The sequence below is a fragment of the Halarchaeum salinum genome (assembly GCF_039520965.1).
GTDB classification, from domain to species: Archaea; Halobacteriota; Halobacteria; order Halobacteriales; family Halobacteriaceae; genus Halarchaeum; species Halarchaeum salinum.
The window spans coordinates 1-24460 of sequence record NZ_BAAABL010000073.1; the positions used below are offsets into that span (position 1 = coordinate 1).

The 24460-nt window shown below is 65.7% G+C and carries 19 protein-coding genes, 1 tRNA gene and 1 pseudogene; 18 read left to right on the top strand and 3 right to left on the bottom strand.

Annotation, left to right across the window (positions count from 1 at the left end; genetic code table 11):
* The 5 genes from ABDZ36_RS12320 to artA all read left to right on the top strand — a co-directional run.
* Positions 1 to 646 (top strand): PGF-CTERM sorting domain-containing protein (locus ABDZ36_RS12320; RefSeq protein WP_343749335.1); only part of this gene is annotated, 646 nt, incomplete at its 5' end.
* Positions 647 to 804: 158 nt separating this feature from the next.
* Positions 805 to 2013, top strand: coding sequence for a DUF7094 domain-containing protein (locus ABDZ36_RS12325; RefSeq protein ID WP_211311511.1), 1209 nt, complete (start codon positions 805 to 807; stop codon positions 2011 to 2013).
* A gap of 242 nt (positions 2014 to 2255) precedes the next feature.
* Positions 2256 to 3800, top strand: a complete 1545-nt coding sequence (locus tag ABDZ36_RS12330) for an MDR family MFS transporter (protein WP_211311510.1) — start codon at positions 2256 to 2258, stop codon at positions 3798 to 3800.
* Positions 3801 to 3824: 24 nt separating this feature from the next.
* A complete protein-coding gene (locus ABDZ36_RS12335) occupies positions 3825 to 5498 on the top strand; it encodes a COG1361 S-layer family protein (RefSeq protein WP_211311509.1) in 1674 nt (557 codons plus the stop codon).
* 99 nt (positions 5499 to 5597) lie between these two features.
* Entirely contained in the window at positions 5598 to 6503 is a 906-nt protein-coding gene (gene artA / locus ABDZ36_RS12340) for an archaeosortase A (protein ID WP_211311508.1), read from the top strand.
* Between the two features lie 76 nt (positions 6504 to 6579).
* Here the strand turns inward: artA and ABDZ36_RS12345 are convergent, their stop codons facing one another.
* Positions 6580 to 7836: an RNA-guided endonuclease InsQ/TnpB family protein gene (locus ABDZ36_RS12345; protein WP_211311507.1), complete on the bottom strand. Its 1257-nt coding sequence runs from the start codon at positions 7834 to 7836 to the stop codon at positions 6580 to 6582.
* A 415-nt stretch (positions 7837 to 8251) separates the two neighbouring features.
* Positions 8252 to 8324: transfer RNA gene (locus ABDZ36_RS12350), tRNA-Asp, on the bottom strand.
* Positions 8325 to 8534: 210 nt separating this feature from the next.
* Here ABDZ36_RS12350 and ABDZ36_RS12355 point away from each other — a divergent pair.
* The 10 genes and pseudogenes from ABDZ36_RS12355 to ABDZ36_RS12405 all read left to right on the top strand — a co-directional run bounded on the left by ABDZ36_RS12355 (position 8535) and on the right by ABDZ36_RS12405 (position 19381).
* A complete protein-coding gene (locus ABDZ36_RS12355; RefSeq protein WP_188872456.1) occupies positions 8535 to 8762 on the top strand; it encodes a DNA-directed RNA polymerase subunit H in 228 nt (75 codons plus the stop codon).
* Positions 8762 to 10327 carry a DNA-directed RNA polymerase subunit B'' gene (locus ABDZ36_RS12360; RefSeq protein ID WP_211311506.1) on the top strand — a complete coding sequence of 522 codons (1566 nt, stop codon included), beginning with the start codon at positions 8762 to 8764 and terminating at the stop codon, positions 10325 to 10327. Before ABDZ36_RS12355 ends, ABDZ36_RS12360 begins: the two co-directional genes overlap by 1 nt.
* 4 nt (positions 10328 to 10331) lie before the next feature.
* Positions 10332 to 12158, top strand: coding sequence for a DNA-directed RNA polymerase subunit B (rpoB, locus tag ABDZ36_RS12365; protein WP_211311505.1), 1827 nt, complete (start codon positions 10332 to 10334; stop codon positions 12156 to 12158).
* A gap of 3 nt (positions 12159 to 12161) precedes the next feature.
* Positions 12162 to 15095, top strand: coding sequence for a DNA-directed RNA polymerase subunit A' (locus tag ABDZ36_RS12370; RefSeq protein ID WP_211311504.1), 2934 nt, complete (start codon positions 12162 to 12164; stop codon positions 15093 to 15095).
* Positions 15096 to 15332: pseudogene (locus ABDZ36_RS12375) on the top strand (DNA-directed RNA polymerase subunit A''); the annotation flags it as partial.
* Complete coding sequence (gene rpoA2 / locus ABDZ36_RS14935; protein ID WP_211311708.1) at positions 15324 to 16877, top strand: DNA-directed RNA polymerase subunit A''; 1554 nt, start codon at positions 15324 to 15326, stop codon at positions 16875 to 16877. The pseudogene ABDZ36_RS12375 and the gene rpoA2, both read left to right, overlap by 9 nt.
* 3 nt (positions 16878 to 16880) lie before the next feature.
* Positions 16881 to 17306: a NusA-like transcription termination signal-binding factor gene (locus ABDZ36_RS12390; protein ID WP_211311503.1), complete on the top strand. Its 426-nt coding sequence runs from the start codon at positions 16881 to 16883 to the stop codon at positions 17304 to 17306.
* A gap of 93 nt (positions 17307 to 17399) precedes the next feature.
* Positions 17400 to 18284: a mechanosensitive ion channel family protein gene (locus ABDZ36_RS12395; protein ID WP_211311502.1), complete on the top strand. Its 885-nt coding sequence runs from the start codon at positions 17400 to 17402 to the stop codon at positions 18282 to 18284.
* Positions 18285 to 18341: 57 nt separating this feature from the next.
* A complete protein-coding gene (locus tag ABDZ36_RS12400; protein ID WP_020220806.1) occupies positions 18342 to 18770 on the top strand; it encodes a 30S ribosomal protein S12 in 429 nt (142 codons plus the stop codon).
* The gene (locus ABDZ36_RS12405) at positions 18770 to 19381 is read left to right on the top strand and encodes a 30S ribosomal protein S7 (protein WP_211311501.1); all 612 of its coding nucleotides are present in this window, start codon (positions 18770 to 18772) and stop codon (positions 19379 to 19381) included. Before ABDZ36_RS12400 ends, ABDZ36_RS12405 begins: the two co-directional genes overlap by 1 nt.
* 57 nt (positions 19382 to 19438) lie before the next feature.
* Here the strand turns inward: ABDZ36_RS12405 and ABDZ36_RS12410 are convergent, their stop codons facing one another.
* Entirely contained in the window at positions 19439 to 20209 is a 771-nt protein-coding gene (locus ABDZ36_RS12410) for a DUF5781 family protein (RefSeq protein WP_211311500.1), read from the bottom strand.
* Between the two features lie 177 nt (positions 20210 to 20386).
* Here ABDZ36_RS12410 and ABDZ36_RS12415 point away from each other — a divergent pair, with 177 nt between their 5' ends.
* From ABDZ36_RS12415 to ABDZ36_RS12425, 3 genes are all read left to right on the top strand, one after another.
* Positions 20387 to 22573, top strand: coding sequence for an elongation factor EF-2 (locus ABDZ36_RS12415; protein ID WP_211311499.1), 2187 nt, complete (start codon positions 20387 to 20389; stop codon positions 22571 to 22573).
* 273 nt (positions 22574 to 22846) lie between these two features.
* Positions 22847 to 23389 carry an amino acid-binding protein gene (locus tag ABDZ36_RS12420; RefSeq protein ID WP_343749336.1) on the top strand — a complete coding sequence of 181 codons (543 nt, stop codon included), beginning with the start codon at positions 22847 to 22849 and terminating at the stop codon, positions 23387 to 23389.
* Positions 23386 to 24336: a homoserine dehydrogenase gene (locus tag ABDZ36_RS12425; RefSeq protein WP_211311498.1), complete on the top strand. Its 951-nt coding sequence runs from the start codon at positions 23386 to 23388 to the stop codon at positions 24334 to 24336. Before ABDZ36_RS12420 ends, ABDZ36_RS12425 begins: the two co-directional genes overlap by 4 nt.
* Positions 24337 to 24460: the final 124 nt, after the last annotated feature.

Genomic DNA, 24460 nt, shown 5'->3' on the forward strand with positions numbered 1-24460 from the left:
GCGCAACGGCCAGGGCTCGCGTGACGGCACGCAGATCTGGAACGCGTTCGAGTCGGAGACCGTGGAGGATACGGCCTCTGACGACAACGTCGTCGAGACGCAGTTCCGTCTCGCCGATGCGTCGACCCGCATCAACACGGTCTACACGGAGGGCCACGAGGCCTCCGGGCTCAACCCGATCGCCGTGGGTGAGACCGCGATGGTGTCCGGTCAGACGAACCTCCAGCCGGAGGACAACACGGTCACACTCGAGCTGCTGAGCCAGGATGGCGACACGGTCGCGCTCACGTCCACGGAGGACTGGAGCTGGGACGGGTCGTGGTCCATGGAGATGCCCGTCGGTGACGACGTCGCCACGGGGAACTACACGCTGGAAGTCGACGACGGTGAGAACACTGACCGCGTCGACGTCCAGGTCGTGAACGCAAGCGCGCTCGAGAACGAGACGACGTCCACGACGTCGACGACGACGCCGACGTCCACAACGTCGACGACGTCCTCCACCGAGGAGACGTCCACGACGTCCACGTCCACGTCGACGTCGACGACGACCACGTCGAGTGGCTCGTCGCCGGGCTTCGGTGTGGGCCTCGCGCTGGTGGCGCTCGCAGGTGCGGCCCTGCTGGCACTCCGCCGCGAGAACTAACGCAACACGACTGACCGGCGGAACCGGTCACCTGCGGTGCGGTTCGGTTCGCGGTTCTTCTTTCGGACGCTACTTCGCGTAGCGACAGCGCCGTCGCTCGACACCCGCCCGTTTAAGTCGATCCGTGCCGTCGGTTCCGACAGCCCCTCCACGTAGCCATGAGTTCCTCCCGCGCGATCGCCCTCCTCTGTGGCGTCCTCCTGCTTTCGTCGGGAGCGACCGCGTTCGTTCCCGCCGAGACCGGGTCGTCGGCCGCCGCACTGGGCGGATCGTCCACCACCGCGGCCGTCGCAACGCCGGGGTATCTCCCGGTTACCGCCGAGCGTAGCGGTTTCGCGTCGGCTGACGTGAGCGTCACCGACTCGATTGCGATGTCGCGCGCAACGCTCGAGCAGCGCCTGACCCGCACGACGCTCCAACAGCGACTCGACAGCGCTGCGAACGAGACGGAACGCCGCCGCGTCATCTCGAACGCGACGGACGTCCTCGAGGCGCGTACGGCCGATCTCGTCGCGGACGCGACTGACGCCCGCCAGCGGTTCCGCAGCGGGTCGCTGTCGGCGACGAACTACAGCACGACGCTCGCGGAGATCGACGCGCGCGCGGAGTCGCTCGTCTCTCTCGCCCAGTTCATCGAGGGACGCCCGGCCGCCGGTGCGGCGGCGAAGACGCGTGCGGCGAAGTTTCGGGCGCAACTCCTCGCGTACAGTGACTCGCTCCGCGATCGCGTCGCGGCGGCGATCAACGGCGAGTCGCGACTCGATCGTCTCTTCGTCGAGGCCGGACCGAACGGGACCGCGCTCGCCGCTGTCCACGACGGGTCGTACGTTCGGAGCGCCGCACGCCCGACGAACTATGACACCGATCCGGCCGCGGTGCCCTCGGGGAGCGCGATCATCTCGCATGTCGAATCGCTCTACCCGTGGGTGATGAACCAGAGTACTGGCGTCAGCTTCGTCCCGATCCCGATCCAGTCGAGCTCGGCGAAATACGCCTACCGGCTCACGCTCACGTACGCGAACGGGACCGTCCACTCGTACGTCGACATGAGCTCCGGGGAGGTGTACCAGGAGACGGAGACCCTCGACCTCGATGGGCTCGTGGCGTCGCCGGATGCCGCGACGACGAGCGGCGATAACCGACTGACCGTTAGTCGAACGTATGCCGGTGGCCCGCTTCGCGTGTCGGTGATGGAGGACGGCGAGCCGACGTCGGCGACGATCGCGATCGCGAACGAGACGCTCGGTACGACCGGCGCTGACGGCCGTTTGTGGACACCTTCGCCGAGCGGGTCGTTCACCGTCCGCGCGACGACCGGCGACGGCACCACGCTCAGCGTGGATACGTCGTCGCTCGCGGCTACGTAGCGACCGCTCGCGCCTGCCCCCACCCACGACGTCCGCGTCCGCCCGCACCCACGACGTCCGCGTCCGCCCGCACCCACGACGTCCGCGTCCGCCCGCACATTTCGGACCGTATCGAAGCCCTTTTGGCTGTAAAAACTAACCAAACAGTTGGTTAGTGACCGGATGATCTTCGTCGAACCGTCATCGTCGCCGCGTCGGCCGTCCGACCGCACAGCGTCGCTTCCGCGCTCGGTGCTGCCACTATGAGCCAGGCCGTCGAGGGGATCGGCCGAGAGCGGCTGGTAATTCTCGCCGGTCTCATGCTCGCAGTGCTGATGGCCGCGATGGACCAGACGATCGTCGCCGCCGCGCTCCCCGACATCCTCAGTGACCTCGGCGCGAGTCAGGACAAGATCACATGGATAATCACAGCGTACCTGATCATGCAGGCGGCCTCGACGCCGCTCTACGGGCGACTGAGCGACATGTACGGCCGGAAGCCCTTGTTCCTCGCCGCGATCATCATCTTCTGGGTGGCCTCCGGGCTCTGCGGCGTCGCACAGAACGCGACGCAGCTCACGCTCTTCCGGGCGATCCAGGGGATCGGTGGCGGCGGGTTGATCTCGCTCGCGCTGACGATCATCGGCGACATCTTCAGCCCCCGCGAACGCGGGCAGTACATCAGCGGGATGTTCATCTTGATCGGGATCGCGACGATCCTCGGGCCGCTCCTCGGCGGGTGGCTCACCGACCACTACACATGGCGGCTGATCTTCGTGATCAACCTCCCGATCGGGCTGCTTGCGCTCGCGGTGATCGAGCCGACGCTCGACCTCCCGGTCCCCGACGAGGACCACACGATCGACTATCTCGGCGTCCTGTTCCTCTTCGTGACGACGGTCGCCGTCATCCTCGTCTCGGAGAAGGGCAGTGATTGGGGCTGGGGGTCGTGGCGGATCGGCCTCCTGATCGTGACCGCGGTCGTCGGCATCGCGCTCTTCCTCTTTCAGGAGCACAACTCACGGGAGCCGATCCTCCCGCTCGAGCTGTTCAAGAACCCGGTCGTCGCGTCCGCGATCGGCCTCAGCTTCTGCGCGGGTATCGGCCGGCTCCTCGTCATCAACTACATTCCGACGTTCCTCCAGTACACGCAGGGGGTCTCCTCGACGCTCGCCGGCGCGCTGATCGCGCCGATGATTATCGGGATGGTGGGCTTCTCCTTCATCGTGGGGAACCTCATGACCCGAACGGGCCGGTATAAGCCGTTCCCGGTGATGGGGGCGGTCTTCGGTGCCGTCGGGTTCTTCTTGCTCTCGACGATCCACGGCGGGACGGCGTTCTTCACCCTCGCCGTCTACCTCTTCATCACGGGGGCGGGCTTCGGGCTCATCATGCCGGTGCTCACGACGGCCTCGCAGAACGCCGTCCGCCCCGAGTACCTCGGTGTGGTGACGACGATTATCACCTATCTCCGCACGCTCGCGGGCGGGATCGGTGTCTCCGTCTATGGGACCCTTTACAGCAACTCCTTCAGCGAGATGATGGTCCGCATCGCCGGCCGGGCGCAGTCCCGGGGCGCGCTCGATCCCGTGTTGCTCCACACGCCGCAGTATGGGCGCGCGCTCCGCGACGACATCGTCCGCGCCGTCTCGCTGAGCATGGATCGGATGTTCTTCTATCTCATTCCCGTGATGGCGGTTGCGTTCGTCATCGCGCTGCTCCTTCCGGAGCGCTCGCTCTCCCAGCAGTCGAACGTCGAGGAGATGGAGGGCGGCGACGGCACCGACGCACAACCGACCAGCGACTGACGATACCACGGACACACACCACACATGCAGCACGAACGATACATCACGAGTGCAGTCATCGCGCTCCTTCTGTTGAGCGCTGCACCGCTGACCGCCTCGGCCCTGCAGACCAACAACACGGTTGCGGGACACCCGGACCTCCACGCCTCGGTGGTGGACAACGAGTTCACGACGGGGACGGAGGCGACGCTGGACCTCTACGTACAGAACGACGGCGTCATCACGCAGGGTGGGAACGCGAACTACCAGGAGCGAGTGAAGACCGCCCGCGCGACGAAGCTCTCGGTCTCCGGGGGTGACAGTCCGATCACCGTCCACACGAAGCAGTACCCCGCCGGGGACATCGGTGACGGGGTCAACGGTCCGTACGGGATCGACATCACCGTCCCCGAGGACGCAGAGCCCGGAACGTACCACCTCACCGTCCACGCGTCGTACACCTACACCGCGGCGGTCCGCTACGGCCCTTCCCAGCCGCGGTACACTGACTACACGCGCGACGTGACGTTCGACGTGCCGGTCGTCGTCCGCGACCGCGCGCAGTTCCAGGTCGTGAATCACTCGACGGACGCCCGCATCAATCAGCGCGGGACGTACAGCGTCTCGATCAAAAACGTTGGCTCCGAGGTCGCCACCAATGCGGACGTGAAGGTTTCCTCGCAGACGCAGGCCGTCACGTTCGGTTCGTCCGGGCGCTCGGCGAGCGCTTCCGTCGATCGCTGGGAGCCCGGTGAGACGAAGACGCTCACCTACGACACCGCCGTCGACGACATCGCGGACGTCCACAACTACTCCGTTCCCGTGGACATCACGTTCGCGGACGCGGACGGCGTCACCCGGCAGTCCAATCGGCTCCTCACGACGTTCCGCCCCCGGCCCGAGCAAACCTTCGCTATCGACGACATCGAGAGCACGCTGCGGATCGGCCGCGGCGACGGGACGCTCACCGGGACCGTGACGAACACCGGGCCCGAGCCGATCCACGACGCCACGCTCGCCGTCGCGAACAACGACTCGGCATTCTCCTTCGATCAGCGTGCCGTCTCGCTCCCCGACCTCGACGCCGGCGAGAGCGGATCCTTCTCCTTCGACGGCGGCACGGTCCCGAAGACCGCGAACGTGAGCTCGCTTCCCGTCGAACTCGCCGTCCACTACGACAACGAGCAGGACGACACCTACACGAGCGACGTCCACGAGGTCCACGCAGCCGTCGGTCCGTACAAGTCGATCTTCGACATCACGGCGGTGAACAAAATCCCCGCCGGCACCCGCGGTGACACGCCGAAGGACTCCGACTGGAGTGAGCTCACCTTCCAGGTGACGAACAACGGCGACACGACGCTCCACAACATCAAGCCGAGTATCGTCTTCGACAGCCAATACTTCGAGCGGCCGATCGAGAGCAACTACCGGACGAGCGTGATCGGGACGCTCGAACCCGGCGAGTCGACGAACGTGACGTACGCCGTGAGCGCGGCCGGCGTCGCCGGCGGCACGACCTACCCGCTCGACGTCGTCGTCAACTACGACCGGCCGAACGGCGTGACGCGGACGACCACGTCGTACACCGTTCCGGTCAGCATCTCGCCGAGCTCCTCGCTGCCGCTCCTCCCCATCGGCGGCGGCGCGATCATCCTCATCGGTATTCTCCTCGGCGCGTTCATCTGGAAGCGCCGCTCTCCCGACGAAGCGGAGTAGCGCCGTTCCCCACACGCGTCTCCGCGTCACTGCCCCTCGACGCGCTGGTCCCCGGATCGACCGTTACCCATATCCTTTCCGACGGACTACACGGCCTGTATGGCGCTCGAAACCACCGACACGCTCGCGTGGATCGTCGTCGGGTTGTTCGCCGCGAGCGCCGTTCTCGCGACCCGCGATGACTACACGCGCCACGCACGCGCCGTCGCCGGCGTCTCGTGGGCACTGTTCGCGCTCTTCTGGGCGCTCCTCGTTCCGCACTTCTGGTTCGAACAGAAGAGCGTCATCGAGACGGTGCTTATCGCCGCCGCCGTCCCCGGCTCGCTCTACGTCGCGTATCTCGTGTACGCCACCCGTCCGTCGCTCATGATCCTCTCGCGCGCCGTCGCCGTCATGGGGTTCATCTATCTCCCCGTACTCACGATCGACGGCGTCGCGCGGGCGCTGATCGCGATGACGGCGCGCCATGGCGCATGGCTCCAGAATGCACTCGGCTACCACCCCCAGGTCCTCACCGGGCCGACGATCGAGTCCACCCACACCGGCTTCCCGCACGCGTTCCTCTACGTCGTCGACGGGCATCGCTACCTGCTCGAAGTCCTCCTCGCCTGTACCGGGATCGGGAGCATCTCGCTCGTCGCCGGCATCGTCGTCGCGCTCCGCGCCCCGGCGCGCCGCCGACTGCTCGCGCTCGGCATCGTGGTCCCCGTCATCTACGCGCTGAACGTCGTCCGCGTCTCCTTCATCGCGATCGCACACGGGAACCAGTGGTTCGAAGGGCCGTTCGCGCGGCGTTTCGTCGAGCTCGTTTTCAGCCCCGCACAGACTGGCGTCACGTCCTACTACATCGCCGACCGCGTCATCGCACAGTCGCTCTCCGTCGTCGCGCTCGTCGCACTCACCTTCGTCCTGCTCCGCCTGCTCCCCGAACTCGGGACGGTCGTCCGCGACCTCCTCTACGTCGCGACCGGCACGGAGTACGACGTTACGGGACAGCAAGAGTAAACTACCCCTCCCTACTCCCTCGGCGCATACGCGCCTCGGTCCTTGAGGGGGGGGCTTTGATGTGGACTCCCGGTGATTAGCTGTCGGCGGTTGGCCGATAGCCGTCACCGTTCAACATCCCACCATGTATACGCACGTCTACTGGTGCGTCTGCGCTCCCCGACGTGGGCGAGGAACGCAGGCTGTGGTGTCGCTTCCACATATACCGTAACGCGACGTTTTTCGCGCCGTTGTAATCCGCGTTGATTTCGTACCCACACTTCAGGCACTGGAACTGCTCGCCGTCCCGGTTGTCTTCGTGAGTAAACCCACAATCAGTCCGAGAACACCGCTGACTCGTATGGGCAGGCTCGACCTGCTCTACAGCCACCCCTCGATCTGGAGCTTTGTACTCAACGTACTCGACAAGACGGCGGAACGCCCACACGTGATGCCAGTCAGCGTGAGGGAGTCGCTCTCGAATATCCGTCAACTCCTCGAATACGATCACGTCGCAGTCGTAGTCAACCGCTTCCTCAACGATCTCGTTGGCGACCGTGTGGATGTACTGTTTCCGCCATGCTCGCTCTCGCTTCCCGAGTCGAAGGACGGCGTTGTGTGCGGCTTGTGTGCCACGCTGTTGCATTTCTGCTCGGCGGTTCTCGAACTCCCGGATCCAGTGGTCGTACTCATCACCACTCCAGAACGTCCCTGTGGTGGCGACGGCGAGACTGTTCACACCGAGGTCGATCCCGAGGACTGTCTGGTGCCCGGGATCGGCCGAACCCTCGATCTCAACAGCCTCTCCATCTTCGTCTATCTTCCGCGTTTTGACGTGGAAGTAGAATTCGTTGCTGGCTTGGTCGTACTGGAGTGTACTCGTCCGAAACTCGTACTCCTCGGACAAGACGTACTCCTCGTACGGCGTTGGACTATCCGCTGGCAACTCGAAATCACACTCGATACGCCCGTTCACCGTTGACAGTGAGATTTTGTTCCGATAGAACGTCGCACTGCGCTTATCGTAGACCATACTCCAGGAGGTGAACTCCGGCTTGTTCGTCCGCTTGTCGTTTTTCCAGCGGTCAACACCACTATCGACAGCGTGAACGGCACGCCGGATGGCTTCTTGGACAAGGTTCGCCGTGAGTTCAGTCTCCTCGCGCAGCCGGTCGTACAACGCATCCCGGGCTGTCACGTTCGAGGTGACGCAGTCTTCGTAGTCGGTGTTGTCCCAGCAGTAGTCACTCGCCTCGTTCGCACAGTACAGGAATTGCTCGGCGGTTTCGTGGAGGTCATCACGGTACTCGTCGGGAACAACGAGTTTGACCGGCGCGGTACGCCTGACCGCCATACTTCAGATTCTGATTCGGTGGTACTTAATAACTCGGGAGTCGGGAAGCTACTGCCTCGTAGTTTGTGTCGTGAGTGTCGGCTTCCTCCCCGGCCTACTCGCTTCGCGCTTCCGACCAGCCGGAAGCTCTCGCTCCTTGAGGCCGGGGGCTCCGCCTCGAAACTGCTGATCACGCGGCGGATCGCGCTGCTCGGCCGGCACCCACCTCTTTGCACCCAGTTCTTCCGCTCGACCGTCGATTTGGCTACCCGGTGAGTGACTGTCCTGCACGCGCCCCGATGTCGCTGCTCGAATATTGGTTGCGGACATGCGGTAGTCGTTCACCGATCGGTTTCGAGAGAAGCGCGAGGGAATTTTCCCGACTTCCGGTTTGCGACACGAATACCGGCTACTACCGAGTTAGTTTCGGGAAAAGCGCCCGGAGCGGGATTTGAACCCGCGTCACGACCGTGACAGGGTCGTATGATGGGCCACTACACCATCCGGGCTTCGAACGCATTTCTTTGTACCCGGGTGAACTAATTAAGGCTTTCTTTCCGACCCCCTCCGAGTGAGGCGTTGACAGGACACGTCGTCGCTGCCCAAACCGTGCGGCCCTCCCGTACGCGCGAACGCAGTTAATAAGACTTAACGTCTTCGGGCGTAAACGGTACTGTAGTATCTCGTGAGAGCCGCTTCTCCCCCACCCAGGTGTACCCATGGTAGATGAAAGCCAACACGAACTCGTGCCCGACCATACCGTCCTGCCGGAGGACGAGGTAGAGGACGTCCTTGAGGAGTACGACGTCGAGCGGACGTCGCTTCCGAAGATCAAACGCCGCGACCCCGCGCTGCCCGACGACGCCGAGATCGGCGACGTCGTGAAGGTCGTGCGCGACTCCCGAACCACGGACGAAGCCATCGTGTACCGACTGGTCATCGAATAATGCAACAGCAAGATCGACGTAAGCTGTCGAGAGAGTACTTCTCGAAGGAACGGCTCGCAGAACACCACTATCGCTCGTTCAACTCGTTCCTCGAACGGGGGATGCAGGACGTCGTCACCGAGAAGGAGCGTATCGAGACGGACATCGGCGACAAGGAGGACCAGGAGCCGGTCTTCGTGGAGCTCGGCGACGTCCGCATCACGACGCCGCGCGTCCGCGAGGCCGACGGCTCGGAGGAGCTGCTGTATCCGCAGGAGGCCCGCCTGCGCAACATCACCTACTCCGCGCCCGTGTTCATGGAGATGAGCATCGTGCGCGGCGGCGAGGAAGAAGAGGAGACGGTCCTCGATACGACCGAGACGAAGGTCGGCCGGATGCCGATCATGGTCGGCTCCTCGAAATGCAACATCGCGGATTACAGTGACGAGGAGCTCGTCGACATCGGCGAGGACCCCGCCGACCCCGGTGGCTACTTCCTCGTCAACGGCTCCGAGCGCGTGCTGATGACCTCGGAGGACCTCGCGCCGAACAAGATCCTCGCCGAGTACGACTCGAAGTACGGCGACGAGATCCAGGTCGCAAAGACGTTCAGTCAGCGCCGCGGGTACCGCGCCCTCGTGCTCTGTGAGCGCAACCGCTCGGGGATCCTCGAAGTCTCGTTCCCCTCCGTTTCGGGGTCGATCAACTTCGTGACGCTCGTGCGGGCGCTCGGCCTCGAATCCGACGAGGAGATCGTCCACCGCGTCAGCGACGACCCGGAGATCGTGAAGTTCATGCTGGAAAACCTGGAGGAGGCCGACGTCCAGACGGAGGCCGAGGCCATCGAGACGCTCGGGAAGCGCGTCGCCTCCGGGCAGGGGAAGGACTACCAGCTCAAACGCGCGAACTACGTCATCGACCGCTACCTCCTCCCGCACCTCCATGAGGAGGGCGTCGAGGACGAGGAGACGCGGATCAACAAGGCCTACTACCTCTGCCGGATGGCCGAGGCGTGTTTCGAGCTCGCGCTCGATCGCCGCGAATCCGACGACAAGGACCACTACGCCAACAAGCGCCTGAAGGTTAGTGGCGACCTGATGAAGGACCTCTTCCGGACGGCGCTCAACAAGCTCGCACGCGACGTGAAGTACCAGCTTGAGCGCGCCAACATGCGCAACCGACAGCTCACCGTCAACACGGTGGTCCGCTCGGACGTGCTGACCGAGCGCCTCGAGCACCCGATCGCGACGGGCAACTGGGTCGGCGGCCGCTCTGGGGTCTCCCAGCTCGTCGATCGCACCGACCACATGGGCGTCCTCTCGCACCTCCGCCGGCTGCGCAGCCCGCTCAGCCGCTCGCAGCCGCACTTCGAAGCGCGCGACCTGCACGCGACCCAGTGGGGTCGCATCTGTCCCTCCGAGACGCCGGAGGGGCCGAACTGTGGGCTCGTGAAGAACTTCGCACAGGCGATGGAGCTCTCACAGGACGTGGACGACGAACAGGACCTGAAAGCCGAACTCTCCTCGATGGGCGTGGAGGGAGTGCCCGGCCTGCAGCACGAAAGCGACGCGCCCGCGGACGACTAACCACATGAGCCAGGCACGAGACGCGAAAGTCTACGTCAACGGGAGCCTCGTCGGGACCCACCCGGACCCCTACGAGCTCGCAGATCAGATCCGTGAAGCCCGCCGCCGCGGCAACGTCTCCGAGATGGTGAACGTCTCGGTGAAAGACCGGACCCGCGAGGTCATCGTGAACGCGGACGCCGGCCGCGCGCGCCGCCCGCTGCTCGTCGTCGAGGACGGCGAGACGATTGCCGACGAATCCGACGTCGAGGCCGTCCAGAACGGCGACCTCGAATTCGAGGACCTCGTCGATGCGGGGAAGGTCGAGTTCATCGACGCCGAGGAGGAAGAGGACATCCTCGTCGCCGTCGAGGAGGACGACCTCACCGAGGACCACACGCACCTCGAAATCGACCCGCAGCTCATCTTCGGGATCGGCGCGGGGATGGTTCCCTACCCCGAACACAACGCCTCACCGCGTATCACGATGGGTGCGGGGATGATGAAGCAGAGCCTGGGGCTCCCGGCGGCGAACTACCGGATCCGCCCGGACACCCGCCAGCACATCATGCACTACCCCCAGGCGGCGATGGTCAACACCCAGACCACCGAGCAGATCGGCTACGACGACCGGCCCGCGGGGCAGAACTTCACGGTCGCCGTCATGTCCTACGAGGGGTTCAACATCGAGGACGCCCTCGTCATGAACAAGGGGTCGGTCGAGCGCGCGCTCGGCCGCTCGCACTTCTTCCGCACCTACGAGGGCGAAGAACGCCGCTACCCCGGCGGCCAGGAGGACCGCTTCGAGGTCCCCGGCGAGGACGTTCGGGGCTCGCGCGGCGAGGACGCGTACACGCACCTCGACGACGACGGGATGGTCAACCCCGAGACGCAGGTGGACGAGAACTCCGTCCTGCTCGGGAAGACCTCACCCCCGCGCTTCCTCGAGGAGCCGGACGACATGGCGGGCCTCAGCCCGCAGAAACGCCGCGAGACGTCCGTCACGATGCGTTCGGGCGAGGACGGCGTCGTCGACACGGTGACGCTCATGGAGGGCGAGGACGGCTCGAAGCTCGCCAAGGTCTCGGTACGCGACGAGCGCGTCCCGGAACTCGGCGACAAGTTCGCGTCCCGCCACGGCCAGAAGGGGGTTATCGGCCACCTCGCGCCGCACGAGGACATGCCGTTCACCGAGGACGGCGTCGTCCCCGACCTCATCCTGAACCCGCACGCGCTGCCGTCGCGCATGACGGTCGGCCACGTACTGGAGATGCTCGGCGGGAAGGCCGGCGCGCTCGACGGGCGGACCGTCGACGGGACGGCCTTCACCGGTGAGGACGAAGAGGAGATCCGGGGGACGCTCGAAACGCACGGCTTCGACTCCTCCGGGAAGGAGCAGCTGTACTCCGGTGTCTCCGGGGAGAAGATCGAGGCCCAGATCTTCGTGGGGAACATCTTCTACCACAAGCTCTACCACATGGTCTCGAACAAGGTGCACGCCCGCTCCAAGGGGCCGGTACAGGTGCTGACGCGCCAGCCCACCGAGGGGCGCGCCCGCGAGGGTGGCCTGCGTCTCGGGGAGATGGAGCGCGACACCGTCATCGGGCACGGCGCGGCGATGGTGCTCAAAGAGCGCCTGCTCGAATCCTCCGACCAGGAGTACGTCCACATCTGCGGCAACTGCGGGATGACCGCGGTGGAGAACCGAGAACAGCGTCGCGTCTACTGCCCGAACTGCGGGGAGGAGACCGACGTGCACAACATCGAGATGAGCTACGCGTTCAAGCTCCTACTCGACGAGATGAAGGCGCTCGGCATCGCGCCGCGCCTCGAACTCGAGGACGCCGTCTAACACATGTCAGCAGGACAATCACCGAAGGAGATCGGCGAAATCAGCTTCGGGCTGATGGACCCGGAGGAGTACCGCGAGATGAGCGCCACGAAGGTCATCACGGCCGACACCTACGACGACGACGGGTTCCCCATCGACATGGGGCTGATGGACCCGCGGCTGGGCGTCATCGACCCCGGGTTGGAGTGTAAGACCTGTGGGAACCGCTCGGGCTCCTGTAACGGCCACTTCGGCCACATCGAGCTCGCCGCGCCCGTCATCCACGTCGGCTTCTCGAAGCTCATCCGCCGCCTCCTGCGCGGTACCTGCCGGAGCTGTTCCCGGCTCCTCCTCACCGAAGAGGAGATGGACGAGTACAGCGACGACCTCGAACGAACGCGCAGCCTCCGCCAGGACGTCTCCGACGTCACGAAGGCCGCGATCCGAGAGGCGCGCAAGAAGTCCAACTGTCCGCACTGTGGGGAGGCCCAATACGACGTCAAACACGAGAAGCCCACCACCTACTACGAGGTCCAGCAGGTCCTCGCCTCCGACTACTCCGAGCGTATCGCCTCCGCGATGCAGCCCGACCCCGACGAGGACGACGCGGGCATCAGCCCGCAGGCGCTCGCCGAGGAGACGGACATCGACATCTCGCGGATCAACGAGATCCTCAGCGGCGAGTTCCGCCCGCGCGAAGAGGGCCGGAAAGCCATCGAGAAGGCCATCGGCGCGGAGCTCACGATGGAGGACATGAACAAGCTGATGCCGAGCGACATCCGGGACTGGTTCGAGGACATCCCGGACGACGACCTCGAAGTGCTCGGCGTCAGCGCAGAGACGTCGCGTCCCGAGTGGATGATCCTTACCGTCCTCCCGGTCCCCCCGGTCACGGCGCGACCGTCCATCACGCTGGACAACGGCCAGCGCTCCGAGGACGACCTCACACACAAGCTCGTGGACATCATCCGCATCAACCAGCGGTTCATGGAGAACCGCGAGGCGGGTGCCCCCCAGCTGATCATCGAGGACCTCTGGGAGCTCCTCCAATACCACGTCACGACGTTCATGGACAACGAAATCAGTGGTACGCCGCCGGCGCGCCACCGCTCCGGCCGCCCGCTGAAGACGCTCTCCCAGCGCCTGAAAGGCAAGGAAGGCCGCTTCCGTGGATCGCTCTCCGGGAAGCGCGTGAACTTCTCCGCCCGGACCGTCATCAGCCCGGACCCGACTCTCTCCCTCAACGAGGTCGGCGTCCCCGAGCGCGTCGCCCGCGAGATGACCCAAACGATGGTCGTCAACGAGCAGAACATGGAGCGCGCGCGCCAGTACGTCCGCAACGGCCCCGAGGGCCACCCCGGCGCGAACTACGTGAAGCGACCGGACGGTCGGCGTGTGCGTGTCACCGAGAAGGTCTGCGAGGAGCTCGCCGAGCGCATCGAGCACGGCTGGGAGGTCCAGCGCCACCTCATCGACGGCGACATCGTGATCTTCAACCGGCAGCCCAGCCTGCACCGGATGTCCATCATGGCCCACGAGGTCGTCGTGATGCCGTACAAGACCTTCCGGCTGAACACCGTCGTCTGTCCGCCGTACAACGCCGACTTCGACGGCGACGAGATGAACATGCACGCCCTCCAGAACGAGGAGGCGCGCGCGGAAGCCCGCGTCCTCATGCGCGTGCAAGAGCAGATCCTCAGCCCGCGCTTCGGCGAGAACATCATCGGCGCGATTCAGGACCACATCAGCGGGATGTATCTCCTGACGCACGACAACCCCTCGTTCAACGAGACGCAGGCGCTCGACCTGCTGCGCCAGACCCGGATCGACGAGCTCCCGCCCGCGGACGGCGTCGATGAGGACGGCGCGGAGTACTGGACCGGCTACACCCTGTTCAGCGAGCTCCTGCCCGACGACCTCAACCTCGAGTTCAAGTCGAGCGCCGGCGAGGACGTCGTCATCGAGGACGGTCAGCTGATCGAGGGGACGATCGACGAGGACGGCGTCGGCGAGTTCGGCAGCGACATCGTCGACACCATCATGAAGGTGTACGGCGCGACGCGCGCCCGCATCTTCATCAACGAGGTCGCGGCGCTCGCGATGCGCGCGATCATGCACTTCGGGTTCTCCATCGGGATCGACGACGAGTCCATTTCCGCGGAGGCCCAGGAGCGCATCGACGACGCGATCGGGAACGCGTACGACCGCGTCGAGGAACTCATCGACTCCTACGAGGCCGGCGACTTGGAGAGCCTGCCCGGCCGGACGGTCGATGAGACCCTCGAAATGAAGATCATGCAGACGCTCGGGAAGGCCCGCGACTCCGCGGGTGACATTGCGGGCGACCACTTCGACGACACGAACCCGGCGGTCGTCATGGCCGAGTCCGGGGCGCGTGGGTCGATGTTGAACCTCACACAGATGGCCGGCTGTGTCGGCCAGCAGGCCGTACGCGGCGAGCGGATCAACCGCGGCTACGAGGACCGCACGCTCAGCCACTACAAGCCCGACGACCTCTCCGCGGAGGCCCACGGCTTCGTGGAGAGCTCCTACACGTCGGGTCTCGGCCCGAAGGAGTTCTTCTTCCACGCGATGGGTGGCCGTGAGGGGCTCGTCGACACGGCGGTCCGGACCTCCAAGTCCGGCTACCTCCAGCGGCGGCTGATCAACGCCCTCTCCGAGCTCGAAACGCAGTACGACGGGACGGTCCGGGACACCTCGGACACCATCGTCCAGTTCGAGTTCGGCGAGGACGGTACCAGCCCGGTGCGTGTCGCCTCCGACGAGGAGGCCGACATCGACGTCGAGAGCATCGCCGACCGCGTCCTCGAATCCGAGTTCGAGAGCGAGGCCGACCTTGAGGAGTTCATCGGCGAGCGCGAACCGCCGACGAACCTCTCCGAGCACGGCGAGTCGTGGACGCACGAGGACTCCGCGCCCGCGGAGGGTGACGACTAAATGACCCAGATCACAGACGACATCGAGGCTGTCGTGGAGGACACCGACCTCCCGCGACGCCTGAAGGAGGACGTGTACGACACGATCGAGGCCCGCGAGGGCGTCGATACGGAACACGCGAACTACATCGCGAAGGCCGTCGAGGCCCAGTACACGAGTTCGCGCGTCCCGGCGCTTGATCCGGTCGGGACGGTGAGCGCGCAGTCCATCGGGGAGCCGGGAACGCAGATGAGCGTTCCGTACGATGAGCGCGTGCTCGTCCGCCGTCGCGGCGAGACGGACATCGTCGAAATCGGCGACCTCGTTGATGACGTGCTCGCGACCCACGAGTCGCGCACGCTCGACGACCACGAGGTTGCGCTCGCCCCGAATGACCTCGAAGTACCGAGCCTTCGCGCCGACGAGGGCGTCGAGTGGAAACCCGTCGAGGAGGTCAGCCGCCACGACGCGCCGGACGACCTCCTCGCGTTCACGCTCGAATCCGGGCGGACGATCCGCGCGACGCGCGCGCACTCGTTCGTGAAGCGGGTAGATGGTGAAATCAAGCCGATTGCGAGCGACACACTCGAAGTTGGTGACGAGCTTCCGGTTGTCGGTTCATACGACGGGACCGCAGACACCGCCGAATTCGACTTCGCGCCTGTCACTGCGGCTGATGGTGGGACCACAGTCGAGGGGACCGATGATGTCGATCGAACTATCGATCGCGCGTCTTGGGAACGCATCGAGTCGATCGACGCGATCGAGCCCGAACACGAACACGTCTACGACTTCTCGGTCGCCGGGCTGGAGACGTTCACGACTGCCCAGGGTGTCGTGACGCACAACACGATGAACACCTTCCACTACGCGGGCGTCGCGGAGATCGACGTCACGCAGGGGCTTCCGCGGCTCATCGAGCTCGTGGACGCCCGGAAGAACCCGGACACGCCGATGATGACGGTCCACCTCGAAGATGAGCACGCGACGGACCGCGAGCGCGCCCACGAGGTCGTCTGGAACATCGAGGCGACGAAGATCCTCGCGCTCGGCGACATCTCGACGAACGTCGCGGACATGATCGTCTCGATCGACCTCAACGAGGACACCCTCTCGGAGCGCTGGCCGACCGTCGAGAGCACGACGGAGATCGCCGACGAGATCGCGGACATCATCCAGGACAACCTCGGCGTGACGGTCAGACAGAACGGGACCGTCCTCGAGTTCGGCCCGGAAGAACCGAGCTATCGCGAGCTTCTCCAGCTCGTCGAGCAGCTCCGCGAGATCACGTTCAAGGGCATCGAGGACATCACGCGCGTCGTCATCCGCAAGGAGGAGATCGATGGCGGCGAGGAGTTCGTCCTCTACACAGAGGGCTCCGCGTTCAAGAAGACGCTCAAGATCGAGGGCGTGGACGCCTCCCGGACGACGTGTAACAACATCCACGAGGTCCACAAGACCCTCGGAATCGAGGCGGCCCGCGAGGCCATCATCGACGAGACGATGACGACGCTCGAAGAGCAGGGTCTCGACGACGTGAACATCCGCCACCTGATGCTCGTCGCGGACATCATGACGAACGACGGGACGATCCAGTCGATCGGCCGGCACGGGATCTCCGGGAACAAGGACTCCGTGCTCGCGCGCGCCGCCTTCGAGGTCACCGTCAACCACCTCCTCGACGCCGCCATCTACGGCGAGGCCGACGACCTTGACGGCGTCATCGAGAACGTCATCGTCGGGAAGCCCGTTCGCCTCGGGACCGGTGACGTTGATCTCCGCATGGGAACGACGGGCGACTGATCCGTGACGGTCACGCTCTCCGACGAGGCGCGACGGCTCATCGCCGCCTTCGAGGACGCCACGGACGCGACCGCCGTCGACTGCGTCGTCGACGACGAGCGCGACCGCGTGGTGTTCGTCGTGAAAGCCGGCGAGATGCCACAGGCGATCGGCCGCGGCGGCGAGCGCGTCCAGCGTCTTGAGGACGAACTCGGTCGCGATGTCGAACTGGTCGAGGACGCCCCGAACGCGGAAGGGTTCGTCGCGCACGCGTTGAGCCCCGCCGCGGTGTACAACGTCACGATCAGCGAGAACGACGACACCGTCGCGTACGCCGAGGTCGCCCACGAGGACCGCGGCGTCGCCATCGGCGAGTCGGGGACGAACATCGAGATGGCAAAAGAGCTGGCGAAGCGTCACTTCGACATCGACGACATCCAACTGACGTAGGCTCGGGCTGCACTCGTCCTTCTCTCCGCCCCGCCCTGCCCCCACGCTCTTATCGCACGCCGCCACACGTCTACGTATGTCTGAGGTGTCAGCGTGAGCGTCGCCGACCGGCTCGTTAGGGCGGCTGCGTCGTACCACGATCTCCTCGTGCAGTTCGGGGTCTTCGTCGCCGTCGCGCTCATCGTCTATGCAGTCGGGCGATTCGTCCTCGTGCCCCCGCTCGTGCGCGTCGTTCGGGTGCGTAATCGGGAAGACCAAACTCTCGTCGACGCCGTGGATCTCTACGCGCGGGTCGCCGTTGCGGCGATCGCGCTCGTGTTGGCGACGGCGGCCGCGGGGTTTGGGAAGGCGTTCCAGGGCTCGGCGCTCGTGGTCGCGGCGGCGACGCTCGCGCTCGGGGTCGCCGGCCAGGACGTCATCGGGAACCTCGTCAGCGGCGTCTTCCTCGTCGCCGACCCGGACTTCCACGTCGGGGACTACATCCAGTGGAACGGAAACGAGGGGACGGTCGAGAAGGTGGACTTCCGGGTGACGCGGGTCCGGACGGCGGCGGGCGAGACCATCACCGTTCCGAACTCTCAGCTGACGACGAACGCGTTGATCGCGCCGTACGCCGGTTCGAACTACCGGGTTTCGGAGACGTTCGGGGTGGCACACGACGCCGATATCGGGACGGCCATTCGTCTCGCACGCGAGGCCGCCGAAGTGAATGAGCGGATCGCAGCCGATCCCGAGCCGACGGTCCAGGTGCAAGGGTTCGGGACAAACTCGCTCGACGTCGTCGCGCGCTACTGGATCGACGACCCGACCGAGACGCCGATCGCGGACGTCCGGTCGACGTACGTCCGTCGCGTCGCGGCTGCCTTCGAGGAGCACGACATCCTGTTGAACCCACCGAACCGGGCGGAGATCACGGGATCGTTGACGGTCGCGGACACGTCGCGGGATGGGGATGACGACACCGGTCGTGTGTCGTAGCGCCACGGGCACCGACGAAAGACCGGGCTTAAGTAGTTGCACTGGGAAATATTGCGTATGCCGAACGGCAAGTACGCCGCGCGCAAACTCAAGAAGGACCGCCAGACGCACCGGTGGTCCGACTCCGACTACGCGCGTCGGGAGCGGGGGCTTTCGGAGAAATCCGACCCCCTCGAGGGTGCGCCCCAGGGACGTGGTATCGTGCTGGAAAAGGTCGGGATCGAGGCCAAGCAGCCCAACTCCGCCATCCGGAAATGCGTCCGGGTCCAGCTCATCAAGAACGGGAAGCAGGTGACCGCGTTCTGCCCCGGTGACGGTGCGATCTCCTTCATCGACGAGCACGACGAGGTCACGATCGCCGGGATCGGTGGCGCGAAGGGTCGCGCCATGGGTGACCTCTCGGGTGTCAACTACAAGGTCGAGAAGGTCAACGGCGTCTCGCTCATCGAACTCGTTCGCGGTAACGCGGAGAAACCGGTCCGATAATGTCCACGGAAGAAGCCCCCGAACCCGAGACCCCCGCCGGTAGCGAGGAGTCCAGTGAGGCCGACCTCTTCGGCGTCTGGGACGTCACGGAGATCAGTTACGCGGATCCGTCCACGAAGCGCTACATCACTGCGACACCCATCGCGCACACGATGGGGCGTCACGCCTCTAAGCAGTTCCAGAAGAGCCAGATCTCCATCGTCGAGCGGCTCACCAACCGCCTGATGAAGACCGGCCAGAACGCGGGCAAGAAGCAGCAGGCGCTCAAGATCGTCCGCGACGCCTTTGAGACCGTCCACGAACGCACCGAGGAGAACCCGGTGCAGGTGCTCGTCACCGCGGTCGAGAACGCCGCGCCCCGAGAGGAGACCGTCCGCCTGAAGTACGGTGGTATCTCCGTCCCGAAGGCCGTCGACGTCGCGCCCCAGCGCCGCGTCGACCAGGCGCTGAAGTTCCTCGCTGACGGCGCGTACTCGGACTCGTTCAAGACGCCGACGGACGCCGCTGACGCGCTCGCGAACCAGCTCATCGGTGCCGCCGACTACGACCTGCAGACGTACGCCGTCTCGCAGAAGGAGGAGAAGGAACGCGTCGCCGCTGCGGCCCGCTAACTGCGGTTTTCCGTTTTCTCGTCTTCGCACACCGTGTAGCGATGCGACGGTCCCGGCTCAGTCAGCCGCCGGTCCGGTCGTCGTCTCGTGGGCGTCCACGTACGCGCGCACGAGGTCGACAAGGACGTGGCGATGGGTGGATTCGTCCGGGTCGTCCGCGAGCGTGCGGAACTGTTCTTTGAACCACGGCATATCGACGGTCGGTGCGTCGGCGTCGGCGAGGTTGGCGAACTCGTAGATCCGGTGGTCGGACGGGACGGCATCGTGGCGTTCGAGGAGTGCGAGCGCGAACGCGGCGTTGACGGCGGTCAACTCGGGATCGGCGGCGGCGGTGAGTCGATAGCCGCCCGTGGGCTCGGTACCGGCCGGCGGACGCTCGGCGACGGCGGCGGCGAGCTGCGATTCGAGGAACGTGAGGAGCTTGTCCGTCGGCGCGACGTCGAGGGTGATGTCGTCGGCGTAGATGTCCTTGGCGTGGTTGGCGAGCTGCTCGCACTGCTGGAGGACACGGCGCTCGACGCGCCGTCCGGGGAGCGCGAGAAAGAGGACCTCGGAGAGCCCCATCGTGTGCGAGACGTGGTCGTCTTCGTAGCGGGCCATGTGGGCGTACTCGTGGAGCGCGAGCTCGCGCGCCATCACGGACGTCGCGGCACGTCGCGAGATGTTGAGAACGTGGCGGTCGTCGTAGTGACCGGCCCACGTCCGCTCGTCCGGGTCCTCGCGGACGCGGACGTGTACCGGTTTCTCGACGTCGTACTGGTGTTCGAAGAGGTCCCGTGCACCGAGGAACGGCCCGGCGGGGACGGTACCGTGGACCTGTACATCCATGTGTGTAGTTAACACGTCGTGGACGGGGTTGACTCTTGCGCCCGCGGCGAGTGGTGTCGCGTGCGGCGGTCCGCCCCGTAGCGAACCGGCGACGCAGAACGGGCCGTGTGTCGCCGGCTCACGCGCGGAGACGGAAACACTACCCTTTTCAACCCGCTGGCGGTACACACGAACATAATGGGCCGACGCAAGAAGATCGTCGAACAGTGTGAGCGGCTGATGGACGAGCCGGAGAACATCCGGAACATCGCCATCGCCGCCCACGTCGACCACGGGAAGACGACCCTCACCGACAATCTGCTCGCCGGTGCGGGCATGATCTCGGACGAGACCGCGGGCGAGCAGCTCGCGATGGACACCGAGGAGGACGAGCAGGAGCGCGGCATCACCATCGACGCCGCGAACGTCTCCATGACCCACGAGTACGACGGGACGAACCATCTCGTCAACCTCATCGACACGCCGGGCCACGTCGACTTCGGTGGCGACGTGACGCGCGCGATGCGCGCCGTCGACGGTGCGCTCGTCGTTGTGGACGCCGTCGAGGGCGCGATGCCCCAGACGGAGACGGTCGTTCGGCAGGCGCTCCGCGAGGGCGTCAAGCCGGCGCTGTTCATCAACAAGGTCGATCGCCTCATCTCCGAGCTGCAGGAGGGCCCCGAGGAGATGCAAAAGCGTCTGCTCGGCGTCATCAACGAGGTAAACGAGCTCATCCGCGGGATGACCGACGAGATGGACGACATCGACGACTGGACCGTCTCCGTCGAGGACGGCACGGTCGGATTCGGGTCCGCGCTCTACAAGTGGGGCGTCTCGATGCCGTCGATGCAGCGCACCGGCATGGACTTCGGGGACATCATGGAGCTCGAACGAAACGACAATCGCCAAGAGCTCCACGAGCGCACGCCGCTCTCGGACGTCGTGCTCGACATGGTGTGTGAGCACTTCCCGGACCCCATCGAGTCCCAGCCCCGCCGTATCCCGCGCATCTGGCGTGGCGACGACGAGTCCGACATCGCGGAGTCGATGCGCCTCGTCGACGAGGACGGCGAGGTCGTCCTCATGGTCACCGACATCGGTGTCGACCCGCACGCCGGCGAGATTGCCGCCGGTCGCGTCTTCTCCGGAACGATCGAGAAGGGACAGGACCTCTACGTCTCCGGGACCGCGGGCACGAACCGCGTCCAGTCCGTCGGCATCTACATGGGTGGCGAGCGTGAGGAGGTCGAACACGTCCCCGCCGGGAACATCGCCGCCGTCACCGGTCTGAAGGACGCCATCGCGGGCTCCACCGCCTCCTCGACGGAGATGACTCCGTTCGAGTCCATCGAGCACATCTCCGAGCCGGTCATCACGAAGTCCGTCGAGGCGAAGAACATGGACGACCTGCCGAAGCTCATCGAGACGCTCCAGCAGGTCGCCAAGGAGGACCCGACGATCCGTATCGAGATCAACGAGGACACGGGCGAACACCTCATCAGCGGGCAGGGCGAGCTCCACCTCGAGGTCATCACCCAGCGCATCGAGCGCAACCAGGGGATCCCGGTTAACACCGGTGAGCCGATCGTCGTCTATCGTGAGGCTCCAACGCAGGAGTCCCGCGAGGTTGAGGGACGCTCGCCGAACAACCACAACCGCTTCTACATCACGGTCGAGCCGCTCGGCGAGGACATCGTCGAGACGATCCAGCTCGGCGACGTCTCGATGGACATGCCGGAGCAGGAGCGCCGCGAGGCCCTCCAGGAGGCCGGGATGGACAAGGACACCTCGCAGGAAGTCGAGGACATCCACAACACGAACGTCTTCATCGACGACACGAAGGGTATCCAGCACCTCAACGAGACGATGGAGCTCGTCAACGAGGGGCTCCAGCAGGCCCTCGACGACGGCCCGCTCGCGGCCGAGCCCGTGCAGGGCGCGCTGATCCGCCTGCACGACGCGCGTCTCCACGAGGACGCTATCCACCGCGGTCCGGCGCAGGTTATCCCCGCAGTTCGCCAGGCCGTCCACAACGCGCTCATCGACGCTCAGATTCGGCTCCTCGAGCCGATTCAGGACGTCCGTATCGACGTTCCGACCGAGCACATGGGCGCGGCCTCCGGCGAGATCCAGGGTCGCCGTGGCCGCGTCGACGACATGTACCAGGAGGGCGACCTCATGGTCGTCGAGGGCATCGCGCCCGTTGATGAGATGATCGGCTTCTCCAGCGACATCCGCTCTGCGACCGAGGGTCGCGCGTCATGGAACACGGAGAACGCCGGCTTCCGCGTCCTCTCCGACAACATGCAGCGCGAGATCATCATGGGGATCCGCGAGCGCAAGGGGATGAAGACGGAACTCCCCGAGACGGTCGACTACTTCTAACGCCGCGGCCCCGTTTCGCCGTTTCGTCACGCGGCGGCGTCGGCCCGTCCGTCGCGATCCGGTTTCGCTCGTCCCGTTCGAGCAGTGGACACGCGATCACTCTCCGTCGTGCGTGCCGAAGCTACCCGACGCGCGTGCCGAAGGTTTCTAACGCGCCGGGGGCGTCCGGGGAGATATGCACGCGGATACGCCCGCGAACCGTCGGAGCGACGCGCAATCACCCGTCCGTGTCGCCCCGACAACAGCGATCAAGGGCGTCCGGGGGTGTTCCCGGTGAGCGAGATCGTGCCAGAGGGCGACGATGAGCGGCAGGCACACACTGTTCGGCTCGAACTCGTCGATGAACCCGGCGAGCTCCTGAACGCCCTGCGCCCGATCGCGGAGAACGGCGGCAACCTCCTGAGCGTCTTCCACGAACGCGGATCGCTCACCCCGCGGGGGCACATCCCGGTCGAGGTCGATCTCGAATGTACGTCCCACCAGCTCGAAACGATCGTCGACGCGCTCCGCGACTCCGGCATCAACGTCATCCAGGCGGGGACGGAGCGCTACGGCGAGGAAGTGACCGTCCTGCTCGCCGGGTCGCTCGTCGAGACGGACCTCTCGGATACGCTCTCGCGGATCGAGTCGTGCGCGTCGGCGTCCGTCGTGGACTTCTCGTTGACGGACGAACCGGGTGTGGATGCAGTGTCGAGCGCGCGCCTGCGTCTCGCCGCCACGGAGGGGTCGGTCGGTGCCGCCCTCGACTGTGTTCGGGCCGTCGCCGACGAGAAGGAGTTGCAGGTCGTCGAGCCGTTCGCGGAGGGTGTGGCATGAAACTCGCCGTGATGGGCGCGGGCGCGGTCGGCCGGAGCGTCGTCGAACTCGCCGCCGAGTACGGTCACACGGTGACGGCGTTCGCGGATTCGACGGGAGCGGCCGTCGACGCGGACGGCATCGACGCCGACGCGGCGCTCGCACACAAGGACCGTGTCGGCTCCGTCGGCGAGGCGGCCCCCGCGGACGCGCTCGGGGCCGAGTACGACTGTCTCGTCGAGGCGACGCCGACGACGCTCGGCGACGCCCATCCCGGCTTCGAGCACGTCGAGGCGGCGCTCGAACGCGATCGGCACGTCGTCCTCGCGAACAAGGGGCCGGTCGCGGAGCGCTACGACGACGTGATGGCGCTCGCGGACGCGAGCGCGGGCGAGGTGCGCTTCGAGGCGACCGTCGCCGGGGCGATCCCAGTTATCGCGACGATCGAGGGGATGGACCCCTCGCACGTCACCGCGGCCCGCGGTGTGCTGAACGGGACGGCGAACTTCGTCCTCTCGCGGATGGCCGCGGAGGGGCTCGGCTACGAGCACGTCCTGGCCGAGGCACAGGACCTCGGCGTCGCGGAGGCGGACCCCACGTTCGACGTCGACGGGACGGACGCCGCGCTGAAGTGCGCGATCCTCGCGAACGTCCTCCACGGAGGCGGCTATTCGCTCGACGACGTCGACGTGCAGGGGATCACGGACGTCCCGACGAGCACGCTCGAACTCGCTGCCGAGGACGGCCGCACGGTGCGGCTGATCGGTGAGGTGACCGCGGACGGTGACGTCCGTGTCAGTCCGCGACTCGTCACGGAACACGACACGCTCGCGGTCACGGGCACGCAGAACATCGTCCAACTAGAGACGACGAACGCGGGGCGGTTGAACATCAGCGGTCGGGGCGCTGGCGGCCCGGAGACGGCGAGTGCGGTGCTCGCCGACGTCGGTCGACTCCCCGAGCGCTGAGCATCCGACCCACGGTACGAAGTACCAGTATTCGGGCGCGTGAGAGCGCGACAAGGGCGTCGCCTTTCGAAACCGTTTTACAGGTAACTGGCGAATACGTTGCACAGAGCGCGCGTTCAGCGCG